Source organism: Blautia sp. MSK18_10, from assembly GCF_020553185.1.
GTDB lineage: Bacteria > Bacillota > Clostridia > Lachnospirales > Lachnospiraceae > Blautia_A > Blautia_A wexlerae.
This window is the reverse complement of the sequence record NZ_JAJCGT010000026.1, coordinates 1-20,668: the sequence shown is the minus strand read 5'-3', so window position 1 is coordinate 20,668 and position 20,668 is coordinate 1. Positions and strand designations below refer to the sequence as shown.

Genomic DNA, 20,668 nt, shown 5'->3' with positions numbered 1-20,668 from the left:
TATAGTAATCTTTTTAAATGGATTATCGAAGAGGATTATGATAAAAGTTGCCTGAAGATGATGAACAAAAGGAGAATACGATAATGGGTGGAATTTTTGGAGTAGCATCAAAGTCCAGTTGCATTCTGGACCTTTTCTTCGGAATTGATTATCATTCCCATCTGGGAACACGCAGAGGCGGAATGACAGTGTATGATAAGAAACGTGGTTTTGACCGCGTGATTCATAACATTGAAAATGCGCCGTTCAGGACCAAATTTGATGGTGACATTGGTGAGATGGAGGGAAATCTGGGAATCGGATGTATTTCAGATAATGAACCTCAGCCTCTTCTGGTGCGCTCTCATCTTGGCAACTTTGCAATTACCACAGTTGGAAAGATCAATAACATGGATGAACTGATTGCCAACTGTTTTAAAAACGGATGCACTCATTTTCTGGAAATGAGTGGAGGAAGCGTAAATCCCACAGAAATGGTAGCTGCACTGATCAATCAGAAAGACAACATGATTGAGGGAATCCGTTATGCGCAGGAAGTGATAGAAGGTTCCATGACCATGCTGATCTTGACACCAAAGGGGATTCTGGCAGCACGTGACCGTCTGGGAAGGACTCCACTGATTGTGGGAAAGAAAGAAGATGCCTGTTGTGTATCTTTTGAAAGCTTTGCATACCTGAATCTTGGATATGAAGACCTGAAAGAACTGGGCCCCGGAGAAATTGTTGCAGTGACTCCGGACGGTGTGGAAACCCTGCAGAAACCAGGGGAAGAGATGCGAATCTGTTCTTTCCTCTGGGTATATTACGGATATCCTACTTCGGCATACGAGGGTGTGAATGTAGAAGAAATGCGTTATCATTGCGGTGATATGCTGGCCAGGAGAGACAGGGGAGAAGTAAATCCCGATATTGTAGCCGGTGTTCCGGATTCCGGTATTGCCCATGCGATCGGATATGCGAACCAGTCCGGTGTGCCTTTTGCCCGTCCGTTTATCAAATATACACCAACCTGGCCAAGATCATTTATGCCTACACAGCAGAGCCAGAGAAATCTTATCGCAAGAATGAAGCTGATTCCTGTACATCGTCTGATCAAGGATAAGAGCCTTTTGATGATCGATGATTCTATTGTACGTGGAACACAGTTGAGAGAAACAACGGAATTTCTTTACAGAAATGGTGCGAAAGAAGTACATATCCGTCCTGCGTGTCCGCCTTTACTTTATGGATGCAAATATCTGAATTTCTCACGTTCTAAATCGGAGATGGATCTGATCACAAGACGTGTGATCGCCAAACGCGAGGGAGAGAATGTCAGTGATAAAGTCCTGGCAGACTATGCAGATCCAAATTCAACAAATTATAAAGAAATGCTGGAAGAAATCCGTAAGGAGCTGAATTTCACATCACTGAAATTCCACAGACTTGATGATCTGAAAGTTTCCATTGGAATTTCACCATGTAAACTCTGTACCTATTGTTGGGATGGAAAAGAATAAGTAACGAACAAGAAACAGAAGAGGAGATGCAGATTTGTCGGTAACAAACAACGGGAAACAGAAACGGAATAAAAAGAAAAAAAGACTTATAAAACTTCTGATAATTGTAATTATCCTGTTTATCCTGCTTATGCTGGCAGGCACTCTGTTGCTTCAACACAGAAAGAATGTGGACAGAGAGCAGAGAAAAGCAGAAGCGATCGCGGCATTGGAAAGAGTTCCCACTGTAACACCGACACCTGCAGCTACGCCCACACCTACCCCAACACCGATTCCTACGGTAACGCCCACACCGGTTCTGGAACGGGCTTATGTTTTTAATCCGGAGGATTATCTGGGAACCTGGCGCAGTAAGAACGGCAGGGTTAAGATCAAAATTAAGAAACTCAGTCAGAAGTCGGTTACCTTTACTTATTCACAGACAAATAAGAAAAAGACAGCCACCTGCAAGGCAAAAGTAAAGAAATCCGTCGCAGGAAATGCAACCAGATTCTCGTTTACAGACTCGCTGGGAAATGTAGCAAAGGGTTATCTTACCTTTGATAATGGTCGTCTTTATGTGAATATTAAGACAAAAACAAAAGCGGAGGGTGCAAAAGTCCATCCTTCTGTGGATACTGTTATGATAAAAGAATAAAAGATACAAAAAATATAAAAGGATTCAGTAACATAAACAGTTACAGGAATCCTTTTATATTAAAAAAAGTGATTTTACTTATTTATTCATCTCTTTTTTATCAGTGCGTCCTACCAGATAATCAACACTTATATCGTAATAATTTGCCAGTCTGATAAGCATTTCAACCGGGATATTGCGTGAACCTGTCTCATAGTGAGAGTAGGAACGCTGGCTGATGTGAAGAATTTCGCTGAGCTGTTTCTGTGACATGTCAGCATCTGTACGTAAATCCTGAATACGCTGAAATTTCATATAGTTCACCTCTCTGTTTTGTAGTGTACTCCCAAACATGATCTGTGAAAAGCCTTCGCAGATTATGTACTGAAAAAAGTATAAAACAGAACAAAATGAACGGTTGCAAAACAGAGCAAAATGGTCTATTATAAAAATAATCTTTTTTCTAATCTGATTTCTGAAATAATTTCCAATACAATTTAAGTGATGTAACTATTCAGTCGTCCGCTGTTTGGCGAGACATACAAGCCAAAATTCCATTGCCGCAGGCAATCTGGAATGAATTTTGGCTACGTTACTGTGAACGGAGTGAACAGTAACGAATTGTTATATATTTTTTGGTGAGCATAAATATCGGGGGAGATTTATGCCGGAAGAAAGGAGTTTATATTTGTTTGCAAGTGTATTATCAGCTGCAATTTTTGGGGTGGAAGTATGCCCTGTGCAGGTAGAAGCTGATGTAAGTAACGGACTTCCTTCCTTTATCATGGTAGGATTTCCTTCTGCGCAGGTAAAGGAAGCGCAGGAACGGGTACGCACAGCACTCAAGAATAATGGTTATCAGTTTCCACCAAAGAGAATTACCGTCAATTTTGCTCCTGCAGACATGAAGAAAGAGGGAGCCGGTTTTGATGTACCGGTGGCAGCAGCAGTGTTGGCTGCTTTTGAGATGATCAGCCCTCAGGTTGTCAGCAGAGTTATGATGGCAGGGGAGATCGGTCTGGACGGAGAAATCCATGGGATATCCGGAATCCTGCCGATTGTGTTGTGTGCAAGAAGTTTGGGCAGTCGTTTTTGCGTAGTTCCCTATGAGAATCTGAAAGAAGGAAGACTGATCAGGGATGTGCCGGTAGCAGGAGTAAAAAATTTACGGGAACTGGTCGAGTGTCTTAAGAATCCGGAACCCTATCTGAAGAGGGAAATACAGGAAGAAATTCCTTCTATTATAAATACAGATATGGGAATGGATTTTTCAGACATTGAAGGACAGGAAGGGGCAAAAAGAGCGGCGGAAATTGCAGTAAGCGGATTTCACAATCTTCTCCTTATCGGACCTCCGGGAACGGGCAAAACCATGCTTGCCAGAAGACTGCCGACGATCATGCCTGGGCTTGGCTTTGAAGAAAAGCTGGAGCTTACCAGAATTTACAGTATTGCAGGACTTCTTTCAAGAGAACATCCTCTGATCGATGAGAGACCATTTCGCAGCCCTCATCATACAAGTACTCCGCAGGCAATTGCAGGAGGCGGGCGTAATCCCAGACCCGGCGAAATCACTCTTGCGCATAAAGGTGTACTCTTTCTGGATGAAATGCCGGAATTTTCCAGAGCAAGTCTGGAACTTCTGCGACAGCCCATGGAGGATAAAGTGATCCAGATAGCCAGAGCAAGCGGAACTTACAACTTTCCGGCGGATTTTATGTTATGTGCAGCGATGAACCCCTGTCCCTGCGGTTATTATCCGGATTTAAACAGATGCACCTGTACAGCAGGTGAGATCACACATTATATGGGAAAGATCAGTCGCCCTCTTCTGGACAGAATTGATATCAGCACTGAGGTACCGCCGGTTTCTTTTTCACAGCTTCACTGTGGAAGAAAGGGAGAAAATTCCGCTGCTATCAGAAAAAGAGTGGAAAAAGTACAGAAGATCCAGGAAGAACGGTATAAAGATGAGAAAATAAATTTTAACGGGCAGCTGAAGAGCAGTCTGATCGATAAATTCTGCCCTCTTACAGACAGCGCATCCCGACTTCTGGCAAGAGCCTTTGAAAAAATCGCATTCAGTGCCAGATCCTATCACAGGATCCTGAAGGTAGCCAGAACAATTGCGGATATGGAAGGGGAAGAAATGATTGCCGGTCATCATATCGGAGAAGCACTTTCGTACAGGGCATTTGACAAAGATTCTGTCATAAAATAAAGGTCAGAGAGGTATTTTATATGGAAAGAACTGATGTGAAAAATAATCATACAGAAGAATACAGTACAGGTCAGATACGATGTATTGAGAAATCAGATCCGGAATATCCTCAGATAATGAAGCAGTATTCCTCCATGCCGGCAAAGCTTTATGTAAAAGGCAGACTTCCTGATCCTAAGAGAAGAACGGTGGCAGTGATCGGTGCCAGAATGTGCAGTCCTTATGGAAGGATGCAGGCATTCCGGTATGCGAAAGCGTTAAGTGTAGCTGGAGTCCAGATTATCAGCGGTATGGCACTTGGCATTGATTCAGAAGGACATAAAGGCGCACTGGAAGGAAAGATGCCTACATTTGCGGTGCTTGGAAGTGGTGTTGATGTATGCTATCCGAAATCTAACAGAAAACTTTATGAGAGGATCTTATGGGAAAATGGTGGGATCATCAGTGAATGTCCACTGGGTTCAGGACCTGTTTCCTGGCATTTCCCGGCGCGAAACCGGATCATCAGTGCTTTGTCAGACGCGGTTCTGGTAGTGGAAGCAAAAGAAAACAGCGGTTCGCTGATCACTGCGGGATTTGCACTGGAACAGGGAAAGATGGTCTATGCGATTCCGGGGGCAGTGACAGATGAACTCAGCAGAGGCTGCCATAAGCTGATCTACGACGGCGCAGGGATTGCATACTGTCCGGAAATTATGCTGGAAGAACTTGGAATTTCGATGGAAAAAGTAACACAAAACGGTGAAAAAAACAACTTGGGACTTGCAAGAGATTTGAATATGGTGTATAGTTGTCTCGATTTACGACCAAAAAATCCCGACTACATTGTGAGAAAAACAGGCTTTTCCCCGGCACAGGTAAGCAACTGTCTTGTGGAACTGACACTGCGGGGGCTCATAAGAGAGAGCGGGAGACATTATTATGTAAAAGACAGTTGACGATTTATGATTATTGTGCTTCACGTTTCTGCGGCGCAGGGCGATTTTTATATGTAACAATATCGCTGTCAGGCAATGTGCCCGTTCAGGGACACTGTGAAGAATAACAGATTACGACTAGGAGAGGTAGCATGGCGAAATATCTGGTGATAGTAGAATCACCTGCAAAAGTGAAAACAATAAAGAAATTTCTCGGTGCGAATTACGATGTGGAAGCTTCTAACGGACATGTCCGTGATTTCCCGAAGAGTCAGTTCGGAATTGATGTTGAGCATGATTTTGAACCCAAATATATAACGATCAGAGGAAAGGGAGAACTGCTTGCAAAGCTTCGCAAGGCTGCAAAGAAAGCAGATAAGATTTATCTTGCAACTGACCCTGACCGCGAGGGAGAGGCAATTTCCTGGCATCTGATGCAGGCATTAAAAGAAGATCCGAAGAAGATGCACAGGATTACCTTTAACGAGATTACCAAGACAGCAGTAAAATCATCAATCAAACAGGCCAGAGACCTGGATATGGATCTGGTAGATGCACAGCAGGCAAGACGTATGCTTGACCGTATGGTAGGTTATACCATCAGCCCGCTTCTCTGGGCAAAAGTCAAGAGAGGCTTAAGTGCGGGGCGCGTACAGTCTGTTGCGCTTCGTATCATCTGTGACAGAGAAGATGAGATCAATGCGTTTATTCCGGAAGAATACTGGAGCCTGGAGGGAGATTTTCAGGTGAAGGGTGAGAAGAAACCGTTGCAGGCGAAGTTTTATGGAACAGATAAAAAGATGGATATCCACAGCAAAGAGGAAATGGATAAACTTCTGGCCTCTCTGAAAGATAAAGAATATGAGATCAATGAAGTAAAGAAAGGCGAGAGGATCAAGAATGCACCGCTTCCCTTTACTACAAGTACCTTACAGCAGGAAGCAGCCAAGACCTTAAACTTTTCCACACAGAAGACAATGCGTCTGGCACAGCAGCTGTATGAAGGAATTGATATCAAAGGAAATGGAACGGTAGGTGTGATCTCTTATCTGCGTACAGATTCCACCCGAATCTCAGAGGAAGCAGATGCTGCTGCAAGAGAATATATCACTGCTCAGTACGGAGAGGATTATGTTTCAAAGTCTGAGAAAGCTGTGAAAAAGGGACAGAAGATCCAGGATGCTCACGAAGCGATCCGTCCTACAGACATCAGCCGTACACCGGCTGTACTGAAGGAATCTCTTTCAAGAGATCAGTTCAGACTGTATCAGCTTATCTGGAGACGTTTTGCGGCCAGCAGAATGGCTCCTGCAAAATACGAAACAACATCTGTAAAGATTGGTGCAGACCAGTATATTTTTACAGTCTCTGCCTCCAAGATCATATTTGACGGATTTATGTCTGTATACACAGATGAAGAGGACCAGAAAAAAGGAAATGTTCTGAATCAGAGTCTTGAAAGAGGAATGAAGCTTAGTCTTAAGGAACTGAAACCAGAACAGCATTTCACGCAGCCGCCTGCACATTATACAGAGGCATCTCTGGTCAAGACTATGGAAGAACTGGGGATTGGACGTCCAAGTACCTATGCGCCGACGATCACAACGATCATCAGCCGCCGTTATGTTGCAAAAGAACAGAAGAACCTGTATGTTACAGAGTTGGGGGAAGTTGTCAATAATATTATGAAACAGGCTTTCCCGAGTATTGTAGATGTAAACTTCACTGCGACTATGGAAGGGCTTCTGGACTGTGTGGCAGCAGGAACTGTAAAGTGGAAGACAGTAGTAAGCAACTTCTATCCGGATCTGAAGAAGGATGTAGATGCTGCAGAGGAAGAACTTGAAAAGGTTGATATTCAGGATGAAGTGACAGATGTGATCTGCGAAAACTGTGGCAGACATATGGTGATTAAATATGGTCCTCATGGACGATTCCTTGCATGTCCGGGATTTCCGGAATGCAAAAATACCAAACCATATTTTGAGAAGATCGGGGTGGCATGTCCGAAATGTGGAAAAGAGATTGTGCTTAAGAAAACCAAAAAAGGACGTAAGTACTACGGATGTGAGGATAATCCGGATTGTGATTTCATGTCCTGGCAGAAACCATCAGCAAAGAAATGTCCGAAATGTGGAAGCTATATGGTGGAAAAGGGGAATAAGCTTGTCTGTAGCCAGGAGACATGTGGATATGTAGAGGCAAAGGACGAGAAAGAATAATAACGGATTGTAAATGTTATAAATGGGACTGTTGCAGCAGTTGAAAATGAATTTCATTAATGCAACAGTTCCGTTTTTTGTCTTACAGTCAGTGACTTTCTGACTTTTTGTCTTCAATCCTTTGAATTTTTGATGATGATATTTATTGAATAATATTATAAAAGGAATCTATTTTCAGAAAAGCAAAAATAAATAAAAAAATAGTAAAATTTGTCTTGTAATTTGACTTTAAAACGTGTAAAATCAAAGTATCAGTAATGTTAATAACCATGTGTGTCTGAATCTTCCTTGCGAGCAAAAGAAAGTGACTGCTCATTTATGAAATAATGACAGAAAGATTTCGGATATGTACAGGGTGAAAGGAGGACAATATGAGTGTTCAGCTGCTGGATAGAACAAGAAAAATTAATAAACTTCTGCATAACAGCAGTTCCAGCAAAGTGGTATTTAATGACATCTGTCAGGTTCTGATGGAGACACTGAGTTCCAACATTCTGGTTCTCAGTAAAAAAGGAAAGGTTCTGGGTGTCAGTTTATGCCCGGGAGTAGAGGAGATCACTGAACTGATCGAGGACAAGGTTGGCGGATATGTAGATTCCCTGTTAAACGAGAGATTTCTGGGTGTCCTGTCAACAAAAGAGAATGTAAATCTTCAGACACTGGGATTTGAACATGTATCAAGCAGTTATCAGGGAATCATTAATCCGATAGATATTGCAGGGGAACGACTGGGTACTGTATTTATGTATCGTTATGAGAAACCATATGACATTGAAGATATTATTGTCAGTGAATATGGAACAACCGTTGTAGGGCTTGAGATGATGAGAGCGGTTCATGAAGAGAATGCTGAGGAGGACAGAAAGCAGCAGGTAGTGAAATCTGCGTTTAATACTTTATCTTTCTCCGAACTGGAGGCGATCATCCATATTTTTGATGAACTTGACGGAGATGAGGGAATCCTGGTTGCAAGTAAGATCGCAGACCGCGTGGGAATCACCAGATCTGTTATCGTAAACGCTTTGAGGAAGTTTGAAAGTGCCGGTGTGATCGAATCCAGATCTTCCGGTATGAAAGGAACCTACATTAAAGTGCTGAATGAAGTCATCTTTGATGAACTGGAAGAGATTAAAGCTCAGAGAAATAAGAAATCCTGATATAGAAGCTTCCATAAATAATGAATGCAAGAAGGCTGTCTGCTGTATGGTGGACGGTCTTTTTATTATGTTACAGGAATTATAGCAAGCCTCTTAATTAATGTATTTGAAGACAATTCAACTGAGTGCGAAAGACAAGGAAGATATGACAAAATTATTTGCAAATTAAGAAAACAAAAGAAAAAAAGAGAATATATAAGTAAAAAAGAGAATATAGATTATTTTATAATGATAAAAGCACTTGCGAAATCGACTCATTTTCAATAATATAAGGACAGTGATTAGCACTCGAAGTAAATGAGTGCTAGCAAAAATCGGCAGAATTAGACAGAGTGCCGAAACAGTTGCCGGATATTTTGCGATAACGGAAAGAGTACGGTAACAGGAAAGTTTTAGTTGGAGAATAAAGGAGGATATAGATCATGACATTAGTACCTTTAGGTGACAGAGTTGTATTAAAACAGGTTGAAGCAGAAGAAACAACAAAATCCGGAATCGTTCTTCCGGGACAGGCACAGGAGAAACCACAGCAGGCAGAAGTTGTAGCTGTAGGACCTGGCGGAGTTGTTGACGGCAAAGAAGTAAAAATGGAAGTAGCTGTAGGTGATAAAGTTATCTACTCCAAATATTCAGGAACAGAAGTAAAGATGGATGGCACAGAATACATTATCGTAAAACAGAATGATATTCTTGCAATTGTTAAATAAGCAATATCAAAATAGAAAACATAAATGAAGATACTTATAAGATAATATTTACAGGATGTAACATGAAATACCGGCTAAGTATCAGAAAGAATTCATAGAGATCAAAATTTGAATCAGGAGGTCATATTATCATGGCAAAAGAAATTAAATTCGGCGCAGAAGCCAGAGCAGCTCTTGAAGCTGGTGTAAATAAATTAGCTGATACAGTAAGAGTAACATTAGGACCGAAAGGAAGAAACGTAGTTCTTGACAAACCATACGGTGCTCCGCTTATCACAAACGACGGTGTTACAATCGCAAAAGAAATCGAACTGGAAGACGGATTTGAAAACATGGGCGCACAGCTGATCAAAGAAGTTGCTTCCAAAACAAACGATGTAGCAGGTGATGGTACAACAACAGCTACTGTTCTTGCACAGGCTATGGTTCACGAAGGAATGAGAAACCTGGCAGCAGGCGCTAACCCGATCATCCTCAGAAAAGGAATGAAGAAAGCTACAGATGTAGCTGTAGAAGCAATCAAGAACATGAGCCAGACAATCAGCGGCAAGAAACAGATCGCAAACGTTGCATCTATTTCCGCAAGCGATGAGACTGTTGGACAGTTAGTAGCAGATGCTATGGAAAAAGTTTCCAAAGACGGCGTTATCACAGTAGAAGAATCCAAGACAATGCACACAGAACTTGACCTTGTAGAAGGTATGCAGTTCGATCGTGGATATGTATCCGCATATATGTCAACAGATATGGAAAAAATGGAAGCAAATCTGGAAGATCCATATATCCTGATCACAGACAAGAAGATCAGCAACATCCAGGAAATCCTTCCATTACTGGAGCAGATCGTAAAAGTTGGTGCGAAACTTCTTATCATTGCTGAAGATGTAGAGGGTGAAGCTCTTACAACTCTGATCGTAAACAAATTAAGAGGAACTTTCCAGGTAGTAGCTGTCAAAGCTCCGGGATATGGTGACAGAAGAAAAGAAATGCTTCAGGATATCGCAATCCTTACAGGCGGCCAGGTAATCTCCGAAGAAGTTGGTCTGGAACTGAAAGACGCAACTATGGAGCAGTTAGGACGTGCAAAATCTGTTAAAGTTGCAAAAGAGAACACAGTTATCGTTGACGGCATGGGTGACAAAGATGCAATCGCAAACCGTGTTGCTCAGATTCGTGGACAGATTGAAGAAACAAAATCTGAATTTGATAAAGAAAAATTACAGGAAAGACTTGCAAAACTGGCTGGCGGTGTAGCTGTTATCCGTGTTGGTGCTTCCACTGAGACAGAAATGAAAGAAGCTAAGCTTCGTCTGGAAGATGCTCTTGCAGCTACAAGAGCAGCAGTAGAAGAAGGTATCATCGCAGGTGGTGGATCTGCTTACATCCACGCATCCAAAGAAGTTGCAAAACTTGCAGCAACTCTGGAAGGTGACGAGAAGACAGGTGCAAATATCATCCTGAAAGCTCTGGAAGCTCCTCTGTTCCGCATTTCTGCAAATGCAGGACTTGAAGGTTCCGTAATCATCAACAAAGTAAGAGAATCCGAACCGGGAATCGGCTTCGATGCTCTGAACGAAAGATATGTAGATATGGTAAGCGAAGGTATCCTTGACCCTGCAAAGGTTACAAGAAGTGCTCTTCAGAATGCTACAAGTGTTGCATCTACATTACTTACAACAGAATCTGCTGTTGCAATTATCAAAGAAGACACACCTGCACCGGCTGCTAATCCTGGAATGGGAATGATGTAATTTTTAATAAACGATAAAATTATACCGCAGTATGCTCAGATAAAAATAGTATGTTACTGTTCATTCCGTTCACAGTAACATAGCCAAAATTCATTCCAGATTGCCTGCGGCAATGGAATTTTGGCTTGTATGTCTCGGGATTTTGGCATATTCATGCCAAAACACCTCGCGGAACAGTGGTGTGTGAACAGTAACAATAGTACAGGTGGAATATGTGAAACGGAACCGTCGTCATAGACGATGGTTCCGTTTTGTGATATAATGCAGAAAAACAGCATGATGAATAAAATATAATTGTTAAATATGCTGTGCAAAAAAAGCTGCTTTCAACAGCTGAACAAATGAAAAGGAGACGAAACAATGGGCGACTTGTATTCAGAATTACTGGTAAAGAAAGATAAGACGGCTAAAGACAGCCTGCTCAAATACGGTCTGATCGTTTTGACAGTGCTGGCAGTATTTGCCGGACTTATCATCACACCGCTGGCACTGATCATTGCCGTAGCACTTGGAATTGCATGCTACTTTGTAATTCCGAAAACAGATGTAGAATATGAATATCTGTTTATCAATGGCGATTTTGACATCGACATGATCATGTCAAAGACAAAAAGAAAGAAAGTAAAGAGCTTCAAATTATCAGAAGCAGATCTGGCAGCACCGCTGGATTCCCACAGAATGGACTATTACAACGGAAACCAGAACATGAAAGTACTGGACTTTTCATCAGGAAATCCGGAGCATAAACGCTTTGGTGTTATCACAAGACTGGACGGAAATTTATGCAAGATCATCCTGGAACCGGATGAGGCACTTGCACAGGCTATGAAAAATTCAGCACCGAGCAAAGTTTTTTTGGATTGACATAGAATCTGATTTTTGTTACACTTGTTGAAAATAAAAGGACCAGTTGCTGGTTCCTTTTTACATTACAATAGTAATTTAATTTCATATACGCAAGGGAGGAAATGCAATGGGTACTATCATTGGTGAAGGCATTACTTTTGATGACGTGCTGTTAGTTCCGGCATATTCAAAGGTAATTCCGAATCAGGTAGATGTCACAACTTACTTAACAAAGAAGGTTAAACTGAACATTCCTATGATGAGTGCAGGAATGGATACAGTAACCGAGCATCGCATGGCAATCGCTATGGCGAGACAGGGTGGTATTGGTATTATTCATAAGAATATGTCCATTGAAGCGCAGGCAGAAGAGGTAGACAAGGTAAAACGTTCTGAGAACGGTGTTATCACAGATCCTTTCTATTTATCTCCTGAACATACACTTAAAGACGCAGATGAGTTAATGGCAAAATTCCGTATCTCCGGTGTGCCGATCACAGAGGGCAGAAAACTGGTCGGAATCATTACTAATCGTGATCTGAAGTTTGAGACAGATTTCAGCAAGAAGATCAAAGAGTGCATGACTTCTGAGGGACTGATCACAGCCAAAGAAGGAATTACACTGGAAGATGCCAAGAAGATTCTGGCAAAATCACGTAAAGAGAAATTACCTATTGTAGATGATGACTTTAACTTAAAAGGCTTAATTACTATTAAAGATATTGAGAAACAGATCAAATATCCTCTGGCTGCAAAGGATGAGCAGGGACGTCTTCTCTGCGGTGCTGCGGTAGGAATCACTGCTAATGTACTTGCACGTGTTGATGCACTTGTAAAGGCATCTGTAGACGTGATCGTAATTGATTCTGCACATGGACATTCAGAGAACATTCTGAAGGCTGTACGCGAGATCAAGGCAGCATATCCGGAACTGCAGGTAATCGCAGGTAACGTAGCAACAGGTGCTGCGACAAAGGCTCTGATCGAGGCCGGTGTAGATGCAGTTAAGGTTGGTATCGGACCTGGATCTATCTGTACCACACGAGTTGTTGCAGGTATCGGTGTTCCGCAGATCACTGCTGTTATGGACTGCTACGAAGCTGCAAAAGAATACGGAATCCCGATCATTGCAGACGGTGGTATCAAGTATTCCGGAGATGTCACAAAGGCAATCGCAGCCGGTGCGAATGTCTGCATGATGGGAAGCATGTTTGCAGGATGCGACGAGAGCCCGGGAACATTCGAACTGTATCAGGGCAGAAAATATAAAGTATACCGCGGTATGGGATCTATCGCAGCTATGGAGAACGGAAGTAAAGACCGTTACTTCCAGGAGAATGCGAAGAAACTTGTTCCGGAAGGCGTAGAAGGACGTGTTGCTTACAAAGGACATGTTGAGGATACTGTATTCCAGCTCATGGGCGGTCTCCGTTCCGGTATGGGATATTGTGGAGCAGAAACTATTGAGAAACTCAAAGAAACAGGCAGATTCATCAAGATTTCTGCAGCGTCTCTTAAGGAATCTCATCCACATGATATTCATATCACAAAAGAAGCTCCGAACTATAGCGTAGATGACAAATAATAAATTTCAGGTGTAATATATGCCCCGGCTGGCTGCTGATGGAAAGAAATAAGATTTCCAGGCATGCCGGCCGGGGTATTTTTTGCAGGGAGTAAAATCCCGTAAGAGAAGGTAAAAATGCAAAAGCATATAAACAAAAAGAAAAAAACAGATACCAGAACAGGGAAAACTGCAGTAAAAAAGAAAAACAGCAGGTCGAAAAAACGAAAGAGCAGCAGAGTAAGGCAGAGAAATCAGAGAATTCTTATGAGCCTTATGCTGCTCGTGATCATAGTTCTGAGTGGGTGGATCATAATAAATCGGGCCAGTGAAAATGGATGGAGTATTGGGGACTTTTTACATAATTCTGACACGATGGTTTCTGATGCGGAACAGTCAGGAACAGATAATGCGGATTCTTCAGGCGGACCGGAACAATGGCAGAAAGAAGGGGCGCCGTACATAGATGTGGAACTGCTGACACCGAATGAATATTCCAGACCGCAGATTCCTATTGAGAGTGTACAGTATATTGCCATTCATTATACTGCAAATCCGGGGGCAACAGCCATTGCAAACAGGAACTACTTCGAGAATCTGGCGACTACTCATGACACAAAGGTGAGCAGTCATTTTGTAGTGGGGCTGGATGGGGAAGTGGTGCAGTGTATTCCTACGTCAGAGATGTCCTATGCGACGAACTCACGTAATGTAGATACTTTGTCCATCGAGTGCTGTCATCCGGATGAGACGGGGAAATTTAATGAGGCAACTTATGATTCGGCAGTGAAGCTTTCTGCGTGGTTGTGCGTGCGGTTTGGGCTTACATCAGAGAACGTGATCCGGCATTATGATGTTACCGGAAAAAACTGTCCGAAATATTATGTGGAGAATCCGGATGCATGGATACAGATGAAATCGGATATTGCGGCGCAGATTGATGTTGATTATGGTTTGCAGGATGTTCAGTAAAACGAAAATTCAGCACAGTACAAAAAAATTTGCCTTGAAATCCACAAAGAAGTATTGTACTATAATAACAACGTGTGATTTTTTTTCACGACAGTGCCTGCATGACTGGCGGAAGTAGGATTACCTACAGGGAGTGCAGCGAGTATATGAGCCGACCGCCTGGGCAGCCTGGAAATTATTCAATGAATAAATAGGTTTCCCAGGCTTTTTTTAACCTTATTTTTAACGAAAAGGAGAAAAATTATGGAAATGTTATCACTGGAAAAAGAACTGAAAGAGAATTCCTATCCTGGCAGAGGAATTGTGATTGGACGTTCCGCAGACGGTAAGAAAGCAGTGACAGCTTATTTCATCATGGGCAGAAGCGAGAACAGCAGAAACAGAGTATTTGTAGAGGATGGTGAGGGAATCCGTACCCAGGCATTTGATCCGTCCAAACTTACAGATCCGAGTCTGATCATCTATGCACCTGTACGTGTACTGGGAAACAAAACAATCGTAACTAACGGAGATCAGACAGATACCATTTATGAGGGAATGGATCATCAGCTTACTTTTGAGCAGTCCTTAAGAAGCAGAGAATTCGAGCCGGACGGTCCGAACTATACACCTCGTATCTCCGGTGTTATGCACGTAGAGAACGGAAAATTCAACTATGCAATGTCAATTCTCAAGAGCAACAACGGAAATCCGGATGCATGTAACAGATACACATTTGCATACGAGAATGCCATTGCAGGAGAGGGACATTTCATCCATACTTATAAATGTGACGGAAATCCACTTCCAAGCTTTGAAGGCGAACCGAAACTGGTAGCAATTCCGGATGATATAGATGAGTTTGCAGAACTTCTCTGGAACAGCCTGAACGAAGATAACAAAGTATCTCTGTTTGTAAGATATATTGATATTGAGACAGGTAAGTACGAAAGCAAGATCATTAATAAGAATAAATAATAGTCACTTACTGAGTACAGATAGTGCTCATAGATTATTGTGAACATAAGACGATGCTTTCGCAGTAAGAAATTATTTACAGGAATTAATTTTAAAATACTTATTTGGTTCATACGGAGGATTTATATAATGAAAGAATTCGAATTAAAATATGGCTGTAACCCGAATCAGAAACCTGCAAAAATTTATATGGCAGACGGATCTGAGCTTCCGGTAAAGATCCTTTCCGGGAGACCGGGATATATCAATTTCCTGGATGCTTTTAATGGCTGGCAGCTGGTATCCAATCTGAAGAAAGCAACAGGACTTCCTGCAGCTACATCTTTTAAACATGTATCTCCTGCCGGTGCTGCTGTAGGACTTCCTCTTACAGAGACTCTGGCAAAGATCTACTGGGTAAATGATATGGACTGGAAGAATTTTTCGCCATTAGCATGCGCTTATGCAAGAGCTCGCGGTGCTGACAGAATGTCCTCTTTTGGTGATTTTATTTCTCTTTCTGATGTGTGTGATAAAGATACAGCACTTCTAATCAAGAGAGAGGTATCTGACGGTGTTATTGCACCTGGATACACAGAGGAAGCACTGGAGATCCTGAAGCAGAAGAAAAAAGGAAACTACAATGTGATCCAGATCGATGAGAACTTTGTACCGGCTCCGCTGGAACACAAAGAAGTATTTGGTGTAACTTTTGAGCAGGGCCGTCAGGAGCTTGAGATCGATGATGCAATGCTTTCCAATATTGTGACAGAGAATAAAGAGCTTACAGAGGAAGCAAAACGTGATATGAAGATTTCTCTGATCATCCTGAAATATACACAGTCCAACTCTGTATGTTTCGTAAAAGATGGACAGGCTATCGGTGTTGGTGCAGGACAGCAGTCACGTGTACATTGTACAAGACTTGCAGGACAGAAGGCAGACAACTGGTTCCTTCGCCAGTGCCCGAAAGTGCTGAATCTGCCATTTAAAGATACAATTTCACGTGCGGAACGTGACAATGCCATTGATGTTTATATCGGGGATGAATATATGGATGTACTTGCTGATGGTATGTGGGAGAAAACTTTCACAGAGAAACCGGAAGTATTTACAAAGGAAGAGAAACGTGCATGGCTGGATCAGATGACGGATGTTACACTGGGATCTGATGCATTCTTCCCATTCAGTGATAATATTGAGCGTGCTCATAAGAGTGGCGTGAAGTATATTGCGCAGCCGGGTGGATCTGTGCGTGATGATGCTGTGATTGAGACTTGCAATAAATATGGAATGGTGATGAGTTTTACTGGTATCAGATTGTTCCATCACTAAGGTGCTGGTATGGGGACGCGCAGGACATTATATGTTTTTGTCCGCGGTTTCGGAGCCTAAGAAAAACTAAGCGCCAGGAAATCTGCTAAAAACATGTAAAAAAATTTCAAACTCGCCGCAAATGCGGCTCAGACAGTGAAATTTTTTTACATAACGCAGATTTCCTGGCGCTAACTTTTTCTAAGACTCCTGCAAATGCGGGCAAAAACATATAATGTCCTGCGCTGGTGTAGAGCCGCGTAGCGAAGCGGATTGCGAATATACGCTTGACTCAGGGATGTTAATCAAGGATATTGGCTATAGATGTTATTCGCAGATATGGAATTGCTATAGTTATGGAAAGTTAATAGAAGGGGATGAAAAAAGCATCAGCCTTAGCTGATGCTTTAAGAGCGATAGACGGGGCTCGAACCCGCGGTCTCGACCTTGGCAAGGTCGCGCGTTACCAACTACGCCACTATCGCATTTATGATGTCAGTTGAGTGATTACCTCAGCGACAAAATATATGATACTATATGCAGTGGAGTTTGTCAAATGTTTTTTTATTTATTTTGAAATTTTATATAATGGTTTTATTGAAAAATTATGACTCCCTGAAAAGTGCTGAAATTGGCACTTTTCAGGGAACAATACTTACATATTAAGTTCTTTCATTAATTCTTCCTGAGAAATGAATTCGTGACAGTCAGGGTTGTTTTCGATTTCCTTTAACATTATTAAATCTGTTTCATCGGGTTCAACTTTTTCTATATCTGCGAATGTATCAGGCAGTTTAAAATGTTTTTGAATAATATGCCAGAAGATATTAGCATCTTTATCACTCATAATTGATACAGCACCTATAATACGTTCTTTAACAGCAGTCATAAAATCACACTCCTTTACGAAAAAATATTTATATTTTATCTTATCTTTCGTAAGGCAGAATAGAATTCTGATAATTTTACTATAGCATATAGAAATAATAGAAGCAATATAGTTTATGAAGATTCCGTGAAGGATGGGGTGGAAAATTGCAAATTGGGAGGGGGTGTGCTATGATAGGACAGACGGAGAGAGACGATAAAGGAGTTGAGGCTCAGTTTATGAAGAAAAAAATTTTAGCATTATTAGTTTGTAGTATGCTTACTTTATCAACAACAGTTTCTGCGGATATTCTGGATTATGAGGGGACAATTAATGCTTATAAGCAGGATAATAAGACACCGCAGACCTTTGAGATTGATAATGGAAGTGGAGAGAAGGTAACTGCAGTTGCCAAGTCAGATAAGGTTTCTGTTTCTGCAAAGGCGACTTATATACGTTCTATGCCAGGGAAAAACGGAAAGAAGCTTGCAAGAGTGTATCTTGGTACCGGTGTAGAGAGAGTGGCCGTATGTGATAATGGCTGGAGTAAAGTGACTTATGAGAAAAAGAGTAAAAAGGGTACGGAAAAGATCAGTGGCTATGTGCCCACAAAACATATCAATGATAGTGATCAGGTTGCTCAGGCAAGGGGAACTTTTACAGCACTGAAGGACAGTGATATTCTGGATTATCCGGGAAAGAAGGATGGACAGATAGTAGGTGAGGTCATTCAGGAGGATGAAGTGAAGCGCCTGGCTACAGTGAACGGCATCTGGAGTCAGATTTACTATAAAAAAGAGAATGGAAAAAGAGGCATTGGATATATTCCAACCAGTGTTCTGGAGAATACAGCAGCAGAGGAGAATACGGAAGAGTCAAAGGTCGCTAAAGTAGACGGCGAAGAAGCTGGAACGATTCATAAGAGTGAGGGCAAAGGCGTTTTTGCAGAGGCTGTGGATGGTGTAACTGCTTCAAAGGGAGAGTCTGTGGATGGAGTGAAGGTGGGAACTCCGGTAGCTGTGTCTTCAGATGCGTCACTGGTTCCGCTGGGAACTTTTAAGATTACTCATTATTGTCCCTGCAGTATTTGTTGTGGCCCTTGGGCAAATGGCATTACTTCTACAGGGGTGACTGCTACGACAAACCGTACGATTGCGGTGGACCCTACACAGATTCCATATGGATCTAAGGTTGTGATCAATGGACAGGTTTATGTTGCAGAGGACTGTGGTGGTGCGATTAAACATAATTGTATAGATATTTATGTTGCTACCCATCAGGAAGGGGAGGACAAAGGGGTATATTATACAGATGTTTATTTGTTAAAGTAGAAAATAAGAAAGAATTTAACCGAATCAAGTAGCAAAGCGGATTGCGAATATCCGTTTGACCTGAAAATAAAAATCCGGAAGAATCTGGAAATGATCTGTTATATCTGTAATCATTTCAGAAGTTCTTTCGGATTTTTTGAAATTATCTTTTATGCGTTTTTTAATGCCTGTTCGATGTCAGCAATGATGTCTTCAACATTTTCAATACCAACGGAGAGACGGATCATTCCCGGTGATACGCCGGCTTCTGCAAGCTGTTCATCATTCATCTGGCGGTGAGTATGGCTTGCGGGATGCAGGATCATGGTCTTGGAAGCTGCTACATGAGTTGCGATGGTGGCAAGCTTTAAGCTATCCATAAAGCGGACTGCAGCTTCTCGGCCTCCTGTCAGTTCAAAGGAGATAACGCCGCAGGTTCTGCCTTCGTTCATGTATTTCTGAGCAAGTGGATAGTATTTGTCATCAGGAAGTCCTGCATAGTTTACATGAGATACTTTCTCATGGGCATTCAGGAATTCGGCAATCTTCTGTGCATTATAGCAGTGACGTTCCACGCGGAGAGGAAGAGTTTCAAGCCCCAGGTTTAACAGGAAGCAGTTTGTAGGAGACGGGATAGAGCCCAGGTCACGCATCAACTGAGAGGTTGCCTTTGTGATATAAGCCTTCTTTCCAAACTGTTTAGTATAAATAACACCATGATAAGATTCATCCGGTTCAGTCAGTCCATGATATTTATGTCCATAGGCATCCCAGTCAAAGTTACCGCTGTCAACGATAGCTCCGCCAACCTGCACAGCATGTCCGTCCATATATTTGGTTGTGGAATGGGTGACGATATCAGCTCCCCATTCAAAAGGACGGCAGTTTACAGGTGTAGCGAAGGTGTTGTCTACAATAAGCGGAACTTCATGTTCGTGAGCAACCTTTGCGAATTTTTCAATATCAAGAATTACCAGGGCCGGGTTTGCGATGGTCTCTGCGAAAAGTACCTTTGTATTAGGACGGAAGGCAGCTGCAATTTCTTCAGGGCTAGCATCGGTGTCAACGAAAGTGCAGTCAATGCCAAGCTTTTTGAAGGTAACAGCCAGGAGGTTAAAGGTTCCTCCGTAAATAGTAGAAGCCGCCACAACATGATCACCTGCTTCGCAGATATTGAAGACTGCATAGAAGTTGGCAGCCTGTCCGGAAGAGGTAAGGATAGCGGCAACACCACCCTCCAGATCTGCAATTTTTGCTGCTACAGCATCATTTGTGGGGTTCTGCAGACGGGTATAGAAGTATCCTTCTGCCTTAAGATCGAAGAGCTGTCCCATTTCATCAGTAGTATCATATTTATAAGTGGTACTCTGATAAATCGGGAGTGCGCATGGTTCACCCTTAGACGGAGTGTAACCGGAATGGAGACATTTAGTCTCGACTTTAAAGTCACTCATGAGTTTAGTTCCTTTCTTATGTGAAATATTGCTTCAATAAAATATTGTATTAATATTGGGAAAATTGTGATGATATTGATACAAAATTTCATGATAGTCTTAGAGCGTGTCTGAAAAATCATTCCCGCAATCTGCACGCCCCACTTTGCGGGATATTTCACCCGAATTCAGTTGCCGTAGCCCGCTACGGCGCCCTCATCCGGGCAAAATATCCCATAAATTGTGACGCACATCTTGCAGAAAGCCTTTTTCAGACACACTCTAGAGCGTGTCTGAAAAATAAAAATTGCACAAAACGCATGTTTTATTTCCCT

At 42.1% G+C, this 20,668-nt stretch carries 17 protein-coding genes, 1 tRNA gene, 2 pseudogenes and 1 riboswitch; of the genes and pseudogenes, 15 read left to right on the top strand and 5 right to left on the bottom strand.

What is annotated here, in order from left to right; all coding sequences use genetic code 11:
• Positions 1 to 83: 83 nt before the first annotated feature.
• Together LI074_RS11265 and LI074_RS11260 are read left to right on the top strand one after the other, a co-directional pair.
• A complete protein-coding gene (locus LI074_RS11265) occupies positions 84 to 1,499 on the top strand; it encodes an amidophosphoribosyltransferase (RefSeq protein WP_173698196.1) in 1,416 nt (471 codons plus the stop codon).
• A gap of 34 nt (positions 1,500 to 1,533) precedes the next feature.
• Entirely contained in the window at positions 1,534 to 2,136 is a 603-nt protein-coding gene (locus LI074_RS11260; RefSeq protein ID WP_025579643.1) for a hypothetical protein, read from the top strand.
• 78 nt (positions 2,137 to 2,214) lie between these two features.
• On the opposite strand, the gene LI074_RS11255 is transcribed toward LI074_RS11260, so the two are convergent.
• Positions 2,215 to 2,430: a helix-turn-helix domain-containing protein gene (locus LI074_RS11255; protein ID WP_020993399.1), complete on the bottom strand. Its 216-nt coding sequence runs from the start codon at positions 2,428 to 2,430 to the stop codon at positions 2,215 to 2,217.
• A gap of 373 nt (positions 2,431 to 2,803) precedes the next feature.
• On the opposite strand from LI074_RS11255, the gene LI074_RS11250 reads away from it, so the two are divergent.
• The 11 genes from LI074_RS11250 to LI074_RS11200 all read left to right on the top strand — a co-directional run bounded on the left by LI074_RS11250 (position 2,804) and on the right by LI074_RS11200 (position 16,743).
• Positions 2,804 to 4,336, top strand: coding sequence for a YifB family Mg chelatase-like AAA ATPase (locus tag LI074_RS11250; protein WP_008705706.1), 1,533 nt, complete (start codon positions 2,804 to 2,806; stop codon positions 4,334 to 4,336).
• A 20-nt stretch (positions 4,337 to 4,356) separates the two neighbouring features.
• The gene (dprA, locus tag LI074_RS11245; RefSeq protein ID WP_062807261.1) at positions 4,357 to 5,274 is read left to right on the top strand and encodes a DNA-processing protein DprA; all 918 of its coding nucleotides are present in this window, start codon (positions 4,357 to 4,359) and stop codon (positions 5,272 to 5,274) included.
• Between the two features lie 131 nt (positions 5,275 to 5,405).
• The gene (topA, locus tag LI074_RS11240; protein WP_008705704.1) at positions 5,406 to 7,475 is read left to right on the top strand and encodes a type I DNA topoisomerase; all 2,070 of its coding nucleotides are present in this window, start codon (positions 5,406 to 5,408) and stop codon (positions 7,473 to 7,475) included.
• Positions 7,476 to 7,846: 371 nt separating this feature from the next.
• Complete coding sequence (gene codY, locus LI074_RS11235) at positions 7,847 to 8,632, top strand: GTP-sensing pleiotropic transcriptional regulator CodY (RefSeq protein WP_008705703.1); 786 nt, start codon at positions 7,847 to 7,849, stop codon at positions 8,630 to 8,632.
• 422 nt (positions 8,633 to 9,054) lie between these two features.
• Positions 9,055 to 9,339 carry a co-chaperone GroES gene (groES, locus tag LI074_RS11230; protein WP_008705701.1) on the top strand — a complete coding sequence of 95 codons (285 nt, stop codon included), beginning with the start codon at positions 9,055 to 9,057 and terminating at the stop codon, positions 9,337 to 9,339.
• A 131-nt stretch (positions 9,340 to 9,470) separates the two neighbouring features.
• Complete coding sequence (gene groL / locus LI074_RS11225; RefSeq protein ID WP_025579650.1) at positions 9,471 to 11,090, top strand: chaperonin GroEL; 1,620 nt, start codon at positions 9,471 to 9,473, stop codon at positions 11,088 to 11,090.
• A 360-nt stretch (positions 11,091 to 11,450) separates the two neighbouring features.
• Positions 11,451 to 11,954 carry a DUF6106 family protein gene (locus LI074_RS11220; protein WP_022380754.1) on the top strand — a complete coding sequence of 168 codons (504 nt, stop codon included), beginning with the start codon at positions 11,451 to 11,453 and terminating at the stop codon, positions 11,952 to 11,954.
• A 109-nt stretch (positions 11,955 to 12,063) separates the two neighbouring features.
• Positions 12,064 to 13,521, top strand: coding sequence for an IMP dehydrogenase (guaB, locus tag LI074_RS11215; RefSeq protein ID WP_008705695.1), 1,458 nt, complete (start codon positions 12,064 to 12,066; stop codon positions 13,519 to 13,521).
• 117 nt (positions 13,522 to 13,638) lie between these two features.
• The gene (locus LI074_RS11210; RefSeq protein ID WP_243240815.1) at positions 13,639 to 14,472 is read left to right on the top strand and encodes a peptidoglycan recognition protein family protein; all 834 of its coding nucleotides are present in this window, start codon (positions 13,639 to 13,641) and stop codon (positions 14,470 to 14,472) included.
• Between the two features lie 91 nt (positions 14,473 to 14,563).
• A riboswitch (ZMP/ZTP riboswitch) is annotated at positions 14,564 to 14,644 on the top strand.
• Between the two features lie 71 nt (positions 14,645 to 14,715).
• A complete protein-coding gene (locus LI074_RS11205; protein WP_022380752.1) occupies positions 14,716 to 15,429 on the top strand; it encodes an IMP cyclohydrolase in 714 nt (237 codons plus the stop codon).
• 129 nt (positions 15,430 to 15,558) lie between these two features.
• A complete protein-coding gene (locus tag LI074_RS11200) occupies positions 15,559 to 16,743 on the top strand; it encodes a phosphoribosylaminoimidazolecarboxamide formyltransferase (protein ID WP_008705691.1) in 1,185 nt (394 codons plus the stop codon).
• Between the two features lie 391 nt (positions 16,744 to 17,134).
• On the opposite strand, the gene LI074_RS11195 is transcribed toward LI074_RS11200, so the two are convergent.
• Positions 17,135 to 17,207 (bottom strand) — tRNA-Gly (locus LI074_RS11195).
• Positions 17,208 to 17,377: 170 nt separating this feature from the next.
• Positions 17,378 to 17,611 carry a hypothetical protein gene (locus tag LI074_RS11190; RefSeq protein ID WP_008705688.1) on the bottom strand — a complete coding sequence of 78 codons (234 nt, stop codon included), beginning with the start codon at positions 17,609 to 17,611 and terminating at the stop codon, positions 17,378 to 17,380.
• Between the two features lie 170 nt (positions 17,612 to 17,781).
• On the opposite strand from LI074_RS11190, the gene LI074_RS11185 reads away from it, so the two are divergent.
• A complete protein-coding gene (locus LI074_RS11185; protein ID WP_173698195.1) occupies positions 17,782 to 18,921 on the top strand; it encodes a 3D domain-containing protein in 1,140 nt (379 codons plus the stop codon).
• Between the two features lie 149 nt (positions 18,922 to 19,070).
• On the opposite strand, the gene LI074_RS11180 is transcribed toward LI074_RS11185, so the two are convergent.
• On the bottom strand, positions 19,071 to 20,354 hold the full coding sequence (locus tag LI074_RS11180; protein ID WP_055059960.1) for an O-acetylhomoserine aminocarboxypropyltransferase/cysteine synthase family protein: 1,284 nt from the start codon (positions 20,352 to 20,354) through the stop codon (positions 19,071 to 19,073).
• Positions 20,351 to 20,587 (bottom strand): annotated as a pseudogene (locus tag LI074_RS17905) (DUF6783 domain-containing protein). Before LI074_RS17905 ends, LI074_RS11180 begins: the two are co-directional and overlap by 4 nt.
• Here LI074_RS17905 and LI074_RS17900 point away from each other — a divergent pair.
• Positions 20,525 to 20,668 (top strand): annotated as a pseudogene (locus LI074_RS17900) (DUF6783 domain-containing protein); the annotation flags it as partial. The pseudogenes LI074_RS17905 and LI074_RS17900 sit on opposite strands and share 63 nt — an antisense overlap.